Genomic DNA, 15977 nt, shown 5'->3' with positions numbered 1-15977 from the left:
AAATATTTAAACATGCGTACCGGACTCTCAGCGTTACGCCCGTTGTCCGGACAGTACTTGCCCATTAGCTCATCATAGATAAAGCTAAAATCTATAAGCTCACTAATCTTGCGAAGTAAATTCTCCTTAGGAATAATCAGGTCATAAAGCTTGGAAAACTCACTAAACTGGATTTGTTGTTGTTGAAGAAGCATCTTAAAAGCAGTAATAATATACCTTAAAATACAAAAAAAGGAGTAGAAAAACTAGTTTTCTACTCCTTTTATCCCTTTTCAAAAAGAGACTTTTTCAGTGCCCTCGCTCAGCTGGTAGAGTCCCGATGCATCCGGGATAAATCAGTAGGTCATTGGTTCGATTCCGATAGGAGGCTCTTTTTCTTTCCCCACTTTCTATTTCTTTTAAAAAAAGTAATTTCAAAAATGATTTTATCATCAAAATAGGCTAGGCATAGAAAAATATTTTTATTTGCTCTGGTTATTCCGCTAATTTGCATTATGTTAAAATACTTTTCAGCCGATTGGATATTTCCTGTTTCATCCCTACCGATTAAAAATGGAGTGGTAGCCGTAAATCCAGATGGCGTAATTGAAGAAGTGTTAACGGAAGAAGAGGGCAAAAACCTTGATTTGGATATTATAAAGTATAAAGGCTCAATCGTTCCGGGCTTTATCAATACCCATTGCCATTTAGAACTATCGCACCTATTGGGGCAAATTCCGGAACAAACAGGTTTGGTAGAATTTGTACAAAGTATTATTAAAAGCAGACAGGGCGATATAGAAGAGATTAAGGCAGCTATGTACGCTGCTGACCAGAAAATGTTCGAAAACGGAATTGTAGCCGTGGGCGATATTTCCAATCAAATTTCGTCAAAAGAGATAAAAGCGCATAGCAAAATATACTACCATACTTTTATAGAAGCCATGGGCTTTAATCCTGAACGGGCAGATGCAACAATGGATTATGTTAAGGGAATTAAGCAAGCTTTTGAATCTTTGCCTGCCTCAATTGTACCACACGCACCTTATTCAGTATCTCCTGAATTGTTCGAATTGATAAAGGCAGAAGCCGAAAAAGATAATGCCTTTATTAGTGTTCACAATCAGGAAACCGATGATGAAAATGCTTTCTTCGAAAATAAAACGGGTGGATTTTTAGCGCTATACGAATTTTTAGGACTCGATATTTCTTTCTTTTCGCCCACAAAAAAAACATCGTTACAAACTTGGTTGCCATATATTAAGAAGCAGAAAACTTTGTTGGTGCATAACACCGTTTCAAGTAAGGCCGATATCGCATTTGCTAAGCAAATCAACAACGATCTGTACTGGTGCCTTTGCCCGCAGGCCAATTTATATATTGAAAATGCTTTACCCGACGTTGATTTGCTGATTGAAGAAAATGTGAAGATTACCTTGGGAACAGATAGTTTGGCGAGTAACAGTCAACTTAATATCCTATCAGAAATGATCACCTTGCAGAAACACAAGGAGGTTGCTTTTGAAAAACTTTTAAGTTGGGCAACTATAAATGGAGCCGAATTTTTGGAGCTTGAGCAACAAATCGGAACAATAGAAATTGGTAAAAAGCCAGGATTGAATCTAATCCAACTGTCCAATGATTTTATGATTGAAAGCGACCAATTACAGCGGCTAATTTAAAGAATCTTAAAAATCGTTTGTTTTAAAGCGTCATTTTGATCCCGTCTAAATTTTAATGCCATTTAATCTTTGTACATTAAAAATTAATATTTTTAATGTACAAGATGTTTTTTTCAATTTGTTTAATGCGATTTTATCTTTTAACCTTAAAAATGTGATGTTTTAAGGTAAAAGAGTCGTTTTCTTAATTTAAAATTGTGTAGGATATTCTCAGAATAGCAGATATTTCCTAATTTGTCTACCATTTTGTAAAGTAAATTTTCCTCATGAACCCAATCTGTAAACTTTTCGATATTAAGTACCCTATTATTCAGGCCGGAATGGTTTGGTGCAGTGGCTGGAGATTGGCATCGGCGGTTTCTAATGCAGGAGGTCTTGGCATTATTGGAGCAGGTTCAATGTATCCTGATGTTTTAAGAACACATATTAAAAAGTGCAAATTAGCAACTCATCTGCCGTTTGGCGTTAATATTCCATTGCTCTATCCTAATATTCAGGAAATTATAGATGTGGTAGTTGAAGAGAAAGTAAAAATTGTATTTTCTTCTGCTGGTAATCCTGCAACATGGACCAGTTTTTTAAAAGAAAAGGGTATTACTGTTGTTCATGTAATTGCCAATACAAAATTTGCCAAAAAAGCGCAGGAAGCTGGCGTTGATGCCATTGTTGCCGAAGGTTTCGAAGCAGGTGGGCATAATGGGAGGGAAGAAACTACCACCATGTGTTTGATACCGATGATAAAAAAAGTTGTTAAAATTCCGGTCATCGCTGCTGGCGGTATCGGGAGTGGAAAAGCCATGTTGGCTGCATTTGCCTTAGGTGCTGACGCCGTTCAGATCGGATCGGCCTTTGCCGTTGCCGAAGAATCGTCTGCCCATCCGGCATTTAAAGATAAAATTATTACTGCTGCTGAAGGCGATACGAAGCTGGCTATGAAAAAACTGGTTCCGGTGAGGTTACTAAAAAATGAATTTGCTGATGCGGTATCGGTAGCAGAAGCCGAAGGTGCAGACCGAAGCCGCTTAATGGAGCTTTTGGGTAGGGCAAGGGCAAAAGCTGGCATGTTTGAGGGCGATATGGAAAATGGAGAACTCGAAATCGGTCAGGTCTCGGCGATGTTGAATGAAATTAAACCTGCAAAAGAAATCCTTGAAGAAATATGGTCGGGGTTTAAATCCGAACTGCAAAGATTTAATAGTTTACAAAACGAATTGGACTTATAAACATAGCGATAAACAATTGCTTTGCTAACTTTGCAACATTAAAACATTTCAACTTTACAACAATAAATGAAACACCTCAATATAATTATAACAGGTAAGGTACAGGGCGTAGGCTTTAGAGAAACTACAAAAATTATTGCCAACCAAATGATGGTAACCGGTTTTGTGAGGAACGAAAAAGACGGATCGGTTTACATCGAAGCAGAAGGCGAAGACATTTTTCTGGAAGAATTTGTAAATTGGTGCCAGGAAGGGCCCGATCGCTCGCGTGTAGAAAATGTGGCAGTAAGCGATGGCGAAGTAAAAAACTATCGTAATTTTGAAATCTTAAGAAAATAAATTGCTGAATTGTTGAATTGCTATATTGTTCCGCTGAGGGGCTTATTTCAATACGCAATACTCAAATCTCAATCATAAATGTCTGTATATAAAAAGTTTCTTGGGCAAACAATGGTTTATGGTGTCAGCACCATTGCTTCTCGATTACTCAATTTCATATTAACGCCAATATTTACCAGAAGTTACGGTGCAAGCGCATTGGGTGTTTTTACCAAGATGTATGCTTATGCATCTATGACAAACGCTATACTGGCTTTTGGGATGGAGACTACTTTTTTTAGATACCTTAACAAACACGAAGACAAAAAACAGCAGGTTTATAACAACTCTTTCCTGATCGTTGCCTTTATAGCTATACTCTTTTTAATTACGGGCCTTGTTTTTACCGAACCGATAACTAAATGGTTATTAAATAATAACATGTCGCACTATCAAGATCAAAAAAGATATGTGCAGTATTTTCTTTGGCTCTTGTTTTCAGATGCCGTTTGTGTAATCCCCTTTGCAAGGATTAGGGCTGATGGAAAACCTTTTAGATATAGTATCATTAAATTTGTAAATATCTTAAGTTATGTGCTCTTAAGTCTGTTTTTTATTTATGGTATTCCGCTTATCATTAAACACGATTTACCTGGCGCAGCTTTCTTTCAAGGTTGGTTCCGCGATAAATGGGTTGGATATGTATTTATCGCCAATCTGATAGCAAGCGCCCTAACCTTTTTACTTTTGGTGCCCGAATTTTTAAAGGTTCAGTTTAAATTTGATCGCGATCTATTTAAAAAAATGCTTTCTTACAGCTGGCCTGTCCTGATCGCAAATTTATCTTTCATCGTAAATGAGAACCTTGACAAAATACTTTTGGATCGATACACAACCGAAGCCGAGGTAGGTATTTACGGGGCTGTTTGTAAGCTGGCCATATTTCTGAGTATTTTTAATATGGCTTTTAGGCTTGGTGCCGAGCCATTTTTCTTCAGCTATGCCAAAAATGAAAATGCAAAGGTTACTTATGCAAAAATTCTGGAGTATTTTGTAATTGCACTTTCCATTCTTTTTGTGGCGCTCACTGCAAATATCGAAATCCTGAAATATTTTATCAGTCGCGATGCAAAACACCTGGCCGAATATTGGGTAGGTTTGCCTGCGGTTCCTTATTTACTGGTGGGATATGTGTGCTTAGGTATTTATATGAACCTTTCTATCTGGTATAGATTGTCTGACCAAACGAGATTTGGATTGTATATTTCATTAATCGGAGCCTCTATTACCATTGTATTCAATATTATATTGATTCCAAAGTTTAGTTACATGGGCTCGGCCTGGGTTTCGATGGCAACCTATGGAACAATGATGATTATTTCTTACATCCTCGGGCAGAAATATTACCCGATTCCCTATAACCTTAAAAAGATTTTAGCCTACTTAATCATTTCCATCATACTGGTATTCTCTTCGTTTTTTGTATTCAATAGAAACATTTATATGGGTAATGCCATGTTAATTGCTTTTGTTGCAGGCATTGCCTATTTTGAAAAGAAAGATTTAGTGAAAATACTAAAAAGGTAAACGGCTAAAAGGTTTAGGGTTTAAGGCTTCTAGTTTTGTCTAAAATCTAGTATCTCTAATCTCACATCTCAGAAAAAATGGACATAAAAATTATCAATACATCTGAACACCCACTTCCACAATATGAAACTGCACATGCCGCTGGTATGGATCTGAGGGCATCAATAACAGAAGAAATAATATTAAAACCTTTGCAACGATTACTGGTGCCAACAGGTTTGTTTATTGAGTTGCCAGTTGGCTATGAAGCGCAGATCAGACCCAGAAGTGGCTTGGCCTATAAGCACGGCATTAGCATTGTAAATGCGCCTGGTACAATTGATGCTGATTACCGTGGTGAAATAAAAGTTTTATTGGTAAATTTATCAGATACAGATTTTAAAATCGTTAATGGCGATAGAATTGCGCAGATGGTTGTTGCAAAACACGAAACCGTTAGCTGGCAAACTGTTGAACAATTAGGAGAAACTGCACGCGGAGAAGGTGGTTACGGACATACCGGTAAATAGTTTGGAGTGAGCAGTTTTCAGTTTTTAGTTAATTTTTGGATGGATAAAATGATATGAAATACAAAGTGCATTTTCTTATCGGAGCTACTTTAATGAGTTTCCAGGCTTTTGGACAGGGAACGGTTACGCCAAGTACCAATCGCGATAGCAATATGGTAAAACAATTGTTTTTTGCGGGTCTACGGGAGAAAATGTCTGAAAATTATGTTGTTGCCTCTACCAATTTCAATAAAATTGTTGGATTAGATCCAAATAACCACGCGGCCTATTTCGAGCTGGCCAATGCAAACCTGCGTTTAGATAAACTCTCGGAAGCTGAACAGAATATAAAACAAGCAATTAAATTAAACGCTGGCAATTTATGGTACTGGCGCTTACTTGGCGAGGTATATAAACGCACCAATAAAATGCCCGAATTAATTGAGGTTTTTAATCAATTGATCCGCCTCGATCCTGAAAACGATGCCTATTATTTTGATAAAGCCAATGCGCAGTTTTTAACCAATCAGCTGGATGCCGCAAAAAAGACCTATGATGAAATTCAGACTAAATTTGGCGAATCGAGAGATTTGTTAAATGCCAAGAAGCGCCTGCAATCGAATGGCAACGCCACTGAAAGTGATATTGTTAAATTATTGGAAGGCAATCAGGCTGATGTAAAGAACTATTTATACGCTGCAGGACTGCTTTTGCAAAAAGGAAATGACCTGGAAGCATTAAAGGTGTTAATTAAAGCACAGCAGCTTGAAGCTAATAATTTCGAGGTAAACCTGGCTTTGGCCGATATTTACCGCAAGCAAAAAAATGATGAAGCTGCATTTGCTTCCTTAAAATTGGCTTTTGAAAGTATTGAAATGCCACTCACTGAAAAGGTGAAGATTATTGCCGCACTTTTTCCGAGCCTAAATCAACCCCTTGTTGCCAAAAATGTAACTGAACTGAGTAAACTGGTTGCAGAGAAAAATCCGACTGATGCAAAAGCACTGGCACTTTATGGTGATGTGCTTTATCAGCAGAACCACTTAAAAGAGGCATTGGTCCAATATCAAGCTGCTTTAAAACTTAACGAACAGGTTTATGTGGTTTGGGAACAGGTAATTAATATTCAAACACTACTTGGACACTATGAGGAAGCCATAAAGGTTGGCGATGAGGCTTTAAGCATTTATCCCAACCAGGCCAGCTTATACTATTATATGGCTTATGCCTTGTTTAAAACAGGTAAATATGAACCTGCCCTAAGCAATTTAAAAACCTCACTGCAGTTAGATGTGGAGAATAAAAGCCTGCAGGCACAGATTTATGCACTACAGGGCGATATCTACATCAACCAGAATAATTTTGTCTTGGCTAAAACAGCTTTCGAAAAAGCCATTTCAATAGAGCCCGATAATTATCTCATCATGAATAATTATGCTTACTATTTGGCGTTAAGAAATGACGACTTAACAAAGGCGGCGAAATATGCAGAAACGGCGGCTAATGCAATGCCAAATAACCCATCGGTTATCGATACTTATGCCTTTATTCTGTTTAAACAGCAAAAATATGATCTGGCGAAAACGTTGATCGAAAAGGCTTTGCAAAACAATAGCAGTAAAAATGGTGTTTACTTGGAGCGATATGGCGATATACTTTTTATGAAAGGTGAAAAGGATGCAGCATTAATCCAATGGCAAAAAGCAAAAGAGGCTGGAAACGGATCAGAAGTATTAATTAAAAAGATAAATGAAAAGAAGTATTTTAAATAGCGCGTTCCTGTTAGGAGCTGTAATTTTTGTTTCGGCATGTAAACCTAAAAAAGAAATTGTAGTGGCTCCTCCTACCAAAACAGAAACCAAAACTGATAACTCGAAAGCAGAAGCCTTAACCTTATTAAATAGCAAACAACTTAAATTTAATACACTTTCCTTAAAAGCAAAAGCAACTTTGGATATTGCTGGTGACGCAAATGATGTAACCATGAATTTCAAAATGAAAGACAAGGAAACCATTTGGGTAAGCATTACTGCCTTAGGCGGAATGGCTGAGGTGGCAAGGGCTCTAATTACGCCCGACAGCATCAAGATTATGAACCGGATAAAAAGTGAATACCTAAAAAAACCATTTAGTTATATTTACAATTTTACCAACAAACAGGTTAATTTTAATACGTTACAGGCCGTTTTAACGGGCAATGCCATGGGCGAGTTTTTAACACCAGAATCGGATGTTAAACAGCAAAATGGTGTTTGGGTGGTTTCGGGAAGCAAGTTGGAGTTAGATTACAAATTGCTTTTTAACACACTTTTTAAAGTGTCAGAAACCAATTTAAATGATGCTAAAAACGGTCAGGCTTTAAAAGTTACCTATACCGACTATCAAAAATTAAACGAATCTTTATTTCCTAGTGCATTGCAAATCAAAACGCTATCTAAGGCAAAGCGAATAAACATCGACTTACAGTTTGTGAAAATTGATGGCAATGTTCCTGTCGATTTTCCGTTTAGTGTACCAAAGAGGTTTACAGTTGTGAAGTAGGATTAAAAACTACATTTACATTTGCTATAAATGATTTGCCAGGGGGAGGTACTGTATAAGTACTGCGGCTTTGGCAATCTTTGTTGCGTATGAAGATTGAGTGAAGACAGTTCTGTAATAAGCAATTATGACTTTAGTATCTCGATTTTAATATTTTTTACTACAAAATTTTTATACTTTTGGCTTAATGAAGCTACAAAAACTCCTATTTATCCTTTTTTTAAGCGTGTTAACCCTTTCGGCGGTTGCACAAACTGAAAGTCAGCTCAGAAGGAAAAAAGAAGCTATACAACGCGAAATCGAACAGCTTCAAAAGAATTTGAATAAGACTGCCAGTGGTAAAAAGCTTACTATACAGCAGATTAATACCATAAATGCCCAGATTAGGTTGCGTCAGGATAAAATTGGTACCATCAACTCTGAAATAAAAAATCTCGATAACCAAATCTCTCAGAACACAAATACCGTACATACGTTACAAGGTCAGTTAGGTGATCTTAAAAAAGAGTATGCCGGAATGATCCGCTTTGCCCAGCGCAACAGAAATTCGTACGATAAAATGATGTTCATTTTTGCGGCAAAAGATTTTAACCAGGCATATAAAAGAATAAAGTATTTACAGCAGTTTAGTCAATACCGTAAAAAACAGGCTGGATACATTGAAAATACACAGCAAGACTTAAATGGAAAGATTAAAGTTTTGGATAAAACACTTAGAGAAAAAAGTGATTTATTAAAGGAACAGGAAAGAGAACGTGAACGTTTAGGGAAAGATAAGAGTGAGCAATCTGTCGTATTAAAAAAACTGAGCAAGGACGAAAAACAGTATAAACAAGATATTACCAGCCGTAAAAAGCAACAGGCACAGATAGACAGAGCCATTAGCGCAGCAATTCAACGGGCAATTGAAGAAGCAAGAAGAAAGGCTGCTGAAGAGGCAAGAAGAAAAGCTGCTGAGGAAGCACGAATTGCGGCAGCAAAAGCCAAGGCTGAAAATAAACCCGTACCTACTGCACCAGCTACACCAACTCCTAAAGCAAAATCGACAGGAGAATTGCTTACTGCAACACCAGAGGCAGCCAGGTTATCGGCAGGTTTTGAAAATAACAGAGGAAGGTTACCTTGGCCGGTAGCAACAGGAACAATAACCGAAAGGTTTGGTTTACATAAGATAGACCAGGCAAGTTATACCAACGATGGTGTTGATATCACTACAACTGACGGGGCACCGGTTAGGGCTGTATTTGCCGGTAAGGTTGCAGCTGTTCAGGTAATGATGGGTAGAACGGTAGTTTTGATTAACCATGGTGAATACTTTACTGTGTATCAAAACCTAAAATCGGTTAGTGTGAGCGTAGGTAATTCTGTTGATACCAAACAAACCATTGGAGTTGTGGCCAGCACTGGTGATGATGCTGTTCTGAAGTTTCAGATCAGGAGAGGGCAAGCGGCTTTAAATCCGGAAGCCTGGATTAGTAAATAAACTTAAGACAAGTTAAAATGTCTATATTTGTATAAATTATATTAGTGATGTATCAAGGCACGTTATTAGAGTTTTTAAACATGGGTGGATCAGAGATCGTGCTCATTTTAGTAGTAGTTCTATTATTGTTCGGGGGTAAAAAATTACCTGAACTTGCCAGAGGACTAGGGAAAGGAATCAGAGAATTTAAAGATGCCTCTGATGGTGTTAAACGTGAAATCCATAGGAATATCAATGCAATGGATTTAGATAAAGAAGAAGCAGAAGAAACAGCGGTAAACCATAGTCAGCGCCATCATCCAACAGAAGAATCGCCTGTTGATGAAAAAATAGAAGCAAGTGCACCAAATATTGATCTGGCCAAGCCTACTGACGAAAAAATTATAACTGACAAAGAAAAAGTTTAAACAAAAAGTTATGTTAAATACAACAATAGCAGCAATGCTTGGAACACCAGAAATTATCATTATTGCGGTAGTGGTATTGTTATTATTTGGTGGTAAAAAAATTCCTGAACTAATGAGAGGTTTAGGTAAAGGTGTTAAAGAATTTAAAGATGGTAAAGATGGCGTTGATGGAGAACAGGTAGATCCGTCTAACCGTGATAAAACCGTTTAATTGCAATAATTTTTAGTTTTGAAGAAATACAGCTCTCTTAAAGAGATTCAAGCCCTCATTTCGCAAAAGCAATTAACTTTACCCGATTTATTAGCTTATTATTTTAAGCAAATTGAAAATAATGAACACCTCAATGCATTTAATGAGGTGTTTTTTTTATCGGCCGAAGTTCAGGCGAAAGCGATACAGCAAAAAATAGAAGAAGGTACTGCAGGTAAACTTGCAGGTATGGTAATTGGCATAAAAGATAATATCTGTTATGAAGGCCATATCGTTACTGCATCGTCAAAAATGCTCGAAGGCTTTGTATCTCCATATTCTTCTACAGTTGTGCAACGATTGTTACAGGAAGATGCCATTATTATTGGCCGTTTAAACTGTGATGAGTTTGCTATGGGCGGCTCAAATGAAACTTCATACTATGGGGTTGCTAAAAATGCAGCAAATCCCGACCTAGTTCCGGGTGGATCTTCAGGTGGCTCAGCTGTAGCGGTTCAGGCCGATATGTGTTTGTCTGCCTTGGGTACCGATACCGGTGGTTCGGTAAGACAACCAGCTGCATTTTGCGGTCAAATCGGACTTAAGCCTACCTACGGCCGTATTTCTAGGTATGGGGTTATTGCCTATGCTTCTTCTTTCGATCAGGTTGGGCCAATTACCTCTTCAGTAGAAGACGCTGCTTTGCTTTTACAGGTTTTAGCTGGCGCTGATGATTATGATTCTACTGTTTCTCCTATTGCAGTGCCCGATTATCCTGGTCATTTGAATGTGCGTAAAAAACACAAAATAGCGGTATTAAAGGAAACTATTGAAAGCGAAGCACTCGATCCGGAAATCAAATCAGCTATTTTAAAATCAATCGAGCAGCTCAAAGCAGATGGCCATACCGTTGAATATGTTTCTTTCGACTTGTTGGATTATCTGGTTCCAGCCTATTATATCTTAACAACAGCAGAGGCCTCTTCAAATCTTTCGCGTTATGATGGCGTTCATTACGGGCATCGTAACATGGAAGCGAAATCGCTAAACGAACTTTATAAATTATCACGCGCCGAAGGTTTTGGCGAAGAAGTAAAACGTCGCATCCTTTTAGGCACTTTTGTTTTAAGTGCAGGATATTACGATGCTTATTATCAAAAAGCACAACAAGTTCGCCGGTTAATTAGAGAAAAAATGGATGTTTTGTTTCAGGATTATGATTTTATTCTTTCTCCTGTGGCACCAACAGCAGCTTTTAAAATTGGCGATAATGTTCAGGATGCAATTGTGATGTATATGGCCGATATTTTTACCGTGTTACCCTCTTTAAGCGGAAATCCGGCTATTGCTTTGCCAATAGGCAATAATACAGAGGGTTTACCGTTAAGTATACAATTTACAGCCAAACATTTTGAGGAAGATCAGCTGCTGGCTTTTTCTCAGGCATTTTTAAAATAGGCATTAGCTCTATGGAGCTGTGTACAGTGGCCGTCTTACTGTCCCGATTTTCGGGGATCAGTATCTGGACAATAAGTTCAGGATGACGGCACTGAATAAACCAATAGCCCATGATTAAAAAATTACTTTTTGCTTCAATTTGTGCATGTTTAGGATACGTTTCTTCCTCCTTCGCGCAACAAACCCTCAAACTGGATAGTCTTCCGAAGGTACACAATAACATCTTTATCAATACCGATACTGTAACTGTACCAGTCGTTTCAGAAAACCCATTAACCATGGGCCAGAACTTTATCTATAAGCTCAGGCTCGATTCTATCGCCAAAACAGTACCTCTTCCTTATAATGAGTTTGTTCAGCAGTATATCGATATTTATGCCAAGCGTAAAGATATGTTCGGGAAAATGATTGGTTTATCAAGCTATTACTTCCCGATTTTTGATAAAGCTTTAAAAGATTATAATATTCCCCAGGAAATAAAGTATTTAACCATCGTCGAGTCGCAAATGAATCCGCATGCCATTTCGAGGGTGGGCGCAACGGGTATCTGGCAGTTTATGTTTGGCACAGGTAAGGCCTATGGCCTAAAGATGGATAACTTTGTGGATGAACGAAAAGATCCCATTCAGGCCAGTTATGCAGCGGCAGCCTATTTTAGGGATGCTTTTGAAGAGCTTGGCGACTGGCTTTTGGCCATTGCCGCCTATAACTGCGGAAAGGGGAATGTTAAACGAGCTATTGATAAAGCGGGATCGAGGGATTTTTGGGTAATCAGACAATTTTTACCTAAAGAAACCAGGAATTATGTGCCCGCATTTATTGCTGCAGTTTATGTCATGAATTATTCTGGCAAACATCAGATTACTGCGCAAGCCTCGAGCATGTTCTTAAAAACCGATACGGTTCAAACTACTCGTTTTGTTTCGCTATCTACACTTGCAAAAGTGTTAAATGTTGATGAAGCAGCGATTATGGCCTTAAATCCATCCTACAAGAAAAAGATCGTAAACGGTACAGATGATGAACCCAAGCGTATTGTAATGCCTAAGTTAAGGGATATCGATTACGCAGGTATTTACGACGTGTTAAATAATCAGGAAGTTGATGTAAACATGAAAGTGGTGACCGCCAGTACTGATGATGTAAGAGATTTAAGAAAGAAAAAAAGTAAAAGTATAGCTACATCTGCTGTAGTATACCATAAAGTTACCTCAGGACAAAGTTTAACAACTGTGGCCGATAAATATGGTGTAGAAGTACAGGATTTAAGGGTTTGGAACGGTTTAAAAAGCAAAACCTTGGTGCCTGGACAAAGATTAAAGATTTATGCCAAAAACCGGACACCATTAAAAGCACCATCATCGTTTTTGAGTTATAAAGTTAAAACAGGCGATACCTTGTCTGAAATTGCAGAGAAATTCGACGGTGCAACCGTTCAAAGCATCAGAAGAGATAACCGTTTATCAAAAGCAGGTTTGCAAGTAGGGATGATCTTGAAGATTAGTAAGGGCTAGTACGGGCAACCAAACAATGGTGTTTATTTGTTGATCAGGTAATTATAATTGTATCGTACTGCTGGGTTAAATCCATTTGGTGAACAAGCAGCTTAATGTCACGTCTTATTTAACTTTTTTGAAGGGCTTTTTATTTTATGCCTCATAAAAAGAATTGTACCTTTGCCCCCGTCACTAATAAGTTACGTAATGAGTAAGACCACTAGAAAGCAAGATGCGCTTGATTACCACTCGCAAGGCCGTCCAGGAAAGATACAAGTAGTACCAACCAAACCTACAAATTCGCAAAGAGATTTAACTTTAGCGTATTCCCCTGGCGTTGCAGAGCCGTGTTTAAAGATTGCAGAAAATAAAGAAGATGTTTATAAATATACCGCAAAGGGTAACCTGGTTGCGGTAATCAGTAACGGTACAGCCGTTTTAGGTTTAGGCGATATCGGCCCGGAAGCCGGAAAACCAGTAATGGAAGGAAAAGGATTACTTTTCAAGATATTTGCTGATATTGATGTATTCGATTTGGAGTTAGACACCAAAAATGTTGATGATTTTGTTAAAATCGTAAAAGCTTTAGAGCCAACATTTGGTGGTGTTAACTTAGAAGATATTAAAGCTCCAGAATGTTTCGAAATTGAGCGTCGCTTAAAGGAAGAAATGAACATTCCGGTAATGCATGATGATCAACATGGTACAGCGATTATTTCGGCTGCGGCACTGTTGAACGCTTGCGAAATCTTCAAGAAAAAAATGGATAAAATCAAGATTGTAGTTAATGGTGCTGGTGCCGCTGCAATTTCTTGTACCAAACTTTATGTTTCTTTAGGTGCTAAAAAAGAGAACATCGTCATGTGCGACCGTTCTGGCGTGATCCGTAAAGACCGTGAAGTACTTGACGATATTAAAGCTGAATTTGCTACGGATAGAAAAATAAACACTTTGGCTGAAGCCATGAAAGATTCTGATGTGTTTATCGGTCTTTCATCAGCAGATTGTGTTACGGCAGAAATGTTGACTTCGATGGCCAAAAACCCTATCGTTTTTGCAATGGCCAACCCTAATCCGGAGATTGCCTACGAACTGGCGATTAAAACCCGTAAAGATATTATTATGGCTACTGGCCGTTCTGATTATCCCAACCAGGTGAACAACGTTTTAGGTTTCCCTTATATTTTCCGTGGTGCGCTTGATGTACGCGCAACAAGCATTAACGAGCCGATGAAAATCGCTGCCGTTAAAGCCATTGCAGAATTAGCAAAAAAATCTGTTCCAGAGGCTGTAAACTTAGCTTATAATGCCCGCAACCTTAAGTTTGGTAAAGAATATATTATTCCAAAACCTGTTGATTTTAGGTTAATTACAGAAGTTTCTATTGCAGTTGCGAGAGCAGCAATTGAAAGTGGTGTTGCACGTAAAATTATTACCGATTGGGATGCCTATAGCGAAGAACTTAGAAAACGCCTAGGTTTGGATGATGCGATTATGCGTGCCATTACCACCAAAGCTAAAACAGATCCGAAAAGGGTTGTGTTTGCTGAAGCCGATAATTACAAAATTTTAAAGGCAGCACAGATTGTTAACGACGAGAATATTGCCATCCCAATCCTTTTAGGGAATAAAGAAAAAATACAAGCGATTATTGATGAACACGGTTTAGAGTTAGAGGGTGTCGAAATCATCGATCAGATGCAAAATCCTGATAAAACCAAACAATACGCCGAGTCGCTTTATCAAAAACGTCAGCGTAAAGGAGTTTCTTTAACAGATGCCACTAAATTATTGAGAGACCGTAACTATTATGGCGCATCGATGGTTGAGTTTGGCGAAGCAGATGCGATGATTTCGGGTCTGACCAAAAATTATGGCTCAACCATTAAGCCTGCGTTACACGTTATTGGTGTAGATCCAAGCGTGAAACGTGTTGCTGGTATGTACATGATGATGACTAAAAAAGGTCCTGTTTTCTTCGGCGATACCACTGTAAATGTAGATCCAACGGCAGAAGAGCTGGTAGATATTACTTTATTGCTTGATAAATCTGTTAAGCAGTTTAACATCAAACCACGTATTGCTTTATTATCATACTCAAACTTTGGTTCGAACGATGGTGTAACACCAAATAAAGTAAGAGAAACGGTTAAACTCCTGCATAAAAATCATCCAGAGGTAATTGTAGACGGTGAGATGCAAGGAAACTTTGCCATTAACAACGAATTGTTAAAAGATAATTTTCCATTTAGCACCCTGGCAGATGCTCCGGCTAACACTTTAGTGTTCCCAAATCTGGAGTCAGGTAACATTGCATACAAATTGTTACAAGAGTTAGGTGGTGCCGAAGCGGTTGGCCCGATCTTGCTTGGACTGAATAAACCTGTTCATATTGTTCAATTAGGTAGTTCTGTGCGCGAAATCGTCAATATGGTTACCATTGCTGTTGTAGATGTGCAAGCAAAAGAAGAAATTGCAACATCGAAACGAAAAGGTATATTTGGAAAAACAACTAAAAAGTAGAATTACATGTACGCCTATATTGATGGTAGATTGACATTCAAAAACCCAGCATATGTTGTGGTTGAAGCCGGAGGCATAGGCTATCATATAAACATTTCTTTAAATACATACAGCGCTTTGGGCGATGCAGAAAGGTGTAAATTATACACCTGGCTGCATGTAAAAGAAGATGCACATACATTATACGGCTTCGCCGATGAAGGCGAACGCCGTTTATTTTTACACTTAATATCGGTATCGGGAATTGGACCAAATACAGGTAGAATGATGTTGTCATCTATTACTCCTGTAGAAATCCAGACCGCGATTGTTAAAGCAGATTTACCGCTAATTCAGCGGATTAAGGGCTTAGGAGCTAAAACGGCACAACGCCTGGTTTTAGAGCTACAGGATAAACTAAAAAAAGAAGGGGTAGACTCGTTAATTTCTATGCCTCAACACAATACTGTTAAAGATGAAGCGTTATCAGCATTGGTAATGCTCGGATTCGCCAAACAAACCGCCGAAAAAAATATAGACCAGATTTTAAAAGTGACAGAGGGAACACTTTCGGTAGAGCAACTAATTAAACAAGCTTTAAAAACTTTATAGATCTACTGCCT

General features: G+C 38.2%; 14 protein-coding genes and 1 pseudogene. 14 read left to right on the top strand and 1 reads right to left on the bottom strand.

Annotated elements, in window-relative coordinates; translation table 11 throughout:
• Nucleotides 1-194, bottom strand: a pseudogene (locus EZ456_RS10060) (IS5/IS1182 family transposase); the annotation flags it as partial.
• A 300-nt stretch (nt 195-494) separates the two neighbouring features.
• Here EZ456_RS10060 and EZ456_RS10055 point away from each other — a divergent pair.
• The 14 genes from EZ456_RS10055 (at nt 495) to ruvA (ending at nt 15966) form a co-directional block, all read left to right on the top strand.
• Nucleotides 495-1661: an amidohydrolase family protein gene (locus EZ456_RS10055; protein ID WP_131529723.1), complete on the top strand. Its 1167-nt coding sequence runs from the start codon at nt 495-497 to the stop codon at nt 1659-1661.
• Between the two features lie 266 nt (nt 1662-1927).
• Complete coding sequence (locus EZ456_RS10050) at nt 1928-2884, top strand: NAD(P)H-dependent flavin oxidoreductase (RefSeq protein ID WP_131529721.1); 957 nt, start codon at nt 1928-1930, stop codon at nt 2882-2884.
• Between the two features lie 66 nt (nt 2885-2950).
• Nucleotides 2951-3223, top strand: a complete 273-nt coding sequence (locus EZ456_RS10045; RefSeq protein WP_131529719.1) for an acylphosphatase — start codon at nt 2951-2953, stop codon at nt 3221-3223.
• 78 nt (nt 3224-3301) lie between these two features.
• Nucleotides 3302-4789: an oligosaccharide flippase family protein gene (locus tag EZ456_RS10040; protein WP_131529717.1), complete on the top strand. Its 1488-nt coding sequence runs from the start codon at nt 3302-3304 to the stop codon at nt 4787-4789.
• Between the two features lie 77 nt (nt 4790-4866).
• A complete protein-coding gene (gene dut, locus EZ456_RS10035) occupies nt 4867-5298 on the top strand; it encodes a dUTP diphosphatase (RefSeq protein ID WP_131529715.1) in 432 nt (143 codons plus the stop codon).
• Nucleotides 5299-5351: 53 nt separating this feature from the next.
• Entirely contained in the window at nt 5352-7049 is a 1698-nt protein-coding gene (locus tag EZ456_RS10030) for a tetratricopeptide repeat protein (RefSeq protein ID WP_131529713.1), read from the top strand.
• Entirely contained in the window at nt 7027-7818 is a 792-nt protein-coding gene (locus EZ456_RS10025; protein ID WP_131529711.1) for a DUF4292 domain-containing protein, read from the top strand. Before EZ456_RS10030 ends, EZ456_RS10025 begins: the two co-directional genes overlap by 23 nt.
• Before the next feature lie 187 nt (nt 7819-8005).
• A complete protein-coding gene (locus tag EZ456_RS10020) occupies nt 8006-9301 on the top strand; it encodes a murein hydrolase activator EnvC family protein (protein ID WP_131529709.1) in 1296 nt (431 codons plus the stop codon).
• Nucleotides 9302-9348: 47 nt separating this feature from the next.
• Nucleotides 9349-9708 carry a Sec-independent protein translocase subunit TatA/TatB gene (locus tag EZ456_RS10015; protein WP_131529707.1) on the top strand — a complete coding sequence of 120 codons (360 nt, stop codon included), beginning with the start codon at nt 9349-9351 and terminating at the stop codon, nt 9706-9708.
• A gap of 10 nt (nt 9709-9718) precedes the next feature.
• Nucleotides 9719-9919 carry a Sec-independent protein translocase subunit TatA/TatB gene (locus EZ456_RS10010; protein WP_029287719.1) on the top strand — a complete coding sequence of 67 codons (201 nt, stop codon included), beginning with the start codon at nt 9719-9721 and terminating at the stop codon, nt 9917-9919.
• A gap of 18 nt (nt 9920-9937) precedes the next feature.
• The gene (gatA, locus tag EZ456_RS10005; protein WP_131529705.1) at nt 9938-11356 is read left to right on the top strand and encodes an Asp-tRNA(Asn)/Glu-tRNA(Gln) amidotransferase subunit GatA; all 1419 of its coding nucleotides are present in this window, start codon (nt 9938-9940) and stop codon (nt 11354-11356) included.
• A 110-nt stretch (nt 11357-11466) separates the two neighbouring features.
• A complete protein-coding gene (locus EZ456_RS10000; RefSeq protein WP_131529703.1) occupies nt 11467-12870 on the top strand; it encodes a lytic transglycosylase domain-containing protein in 1404 nt (467 codons plus the stop codon).
• Between the two features lie 189 nt (nt 12871-13059).
• Nucleotides 13060-15375 (top strand): NADP-dependent malic enzyme, encoded by a 2316-nt coding sequence (locus tag EZ456_RS09995; protein ID WP_131529701.1) that lies wholly within the window; start codon nt 13060-13062, stop codon nt 15373-15375.
• Nucleotides 15376-15381: 6 nt separating this feature from the next.
• Nucleotides 15382-15966, top strand: a complete 585-nt coding sequence (gene ruvA / locus EZ456_RS09990; RefSeq protein WP_131529699.1) for a Holliday junction branch migration protein RuvA — start codon at nt 15382-15384, stop codon at nt 15964-15966.
• The last annotated feature ends 11 nt before the right edge of the window (nt 15967-15977 follow it).

The sequence above is a fragment of the Pedobacter psychrodurus genome (assembly GCF_004331735.1).
Classification (GTDB): domain Bacteria; phylum Bacteroidota; class Bacteroidia; order Sphingobacteriales; family Sphingobacteriaceae; genus Pedobacter; species Pedobacter psychrodurus.
This window is presented reverse-complemented; position numbering and strand designations above follow the sequence as displayed.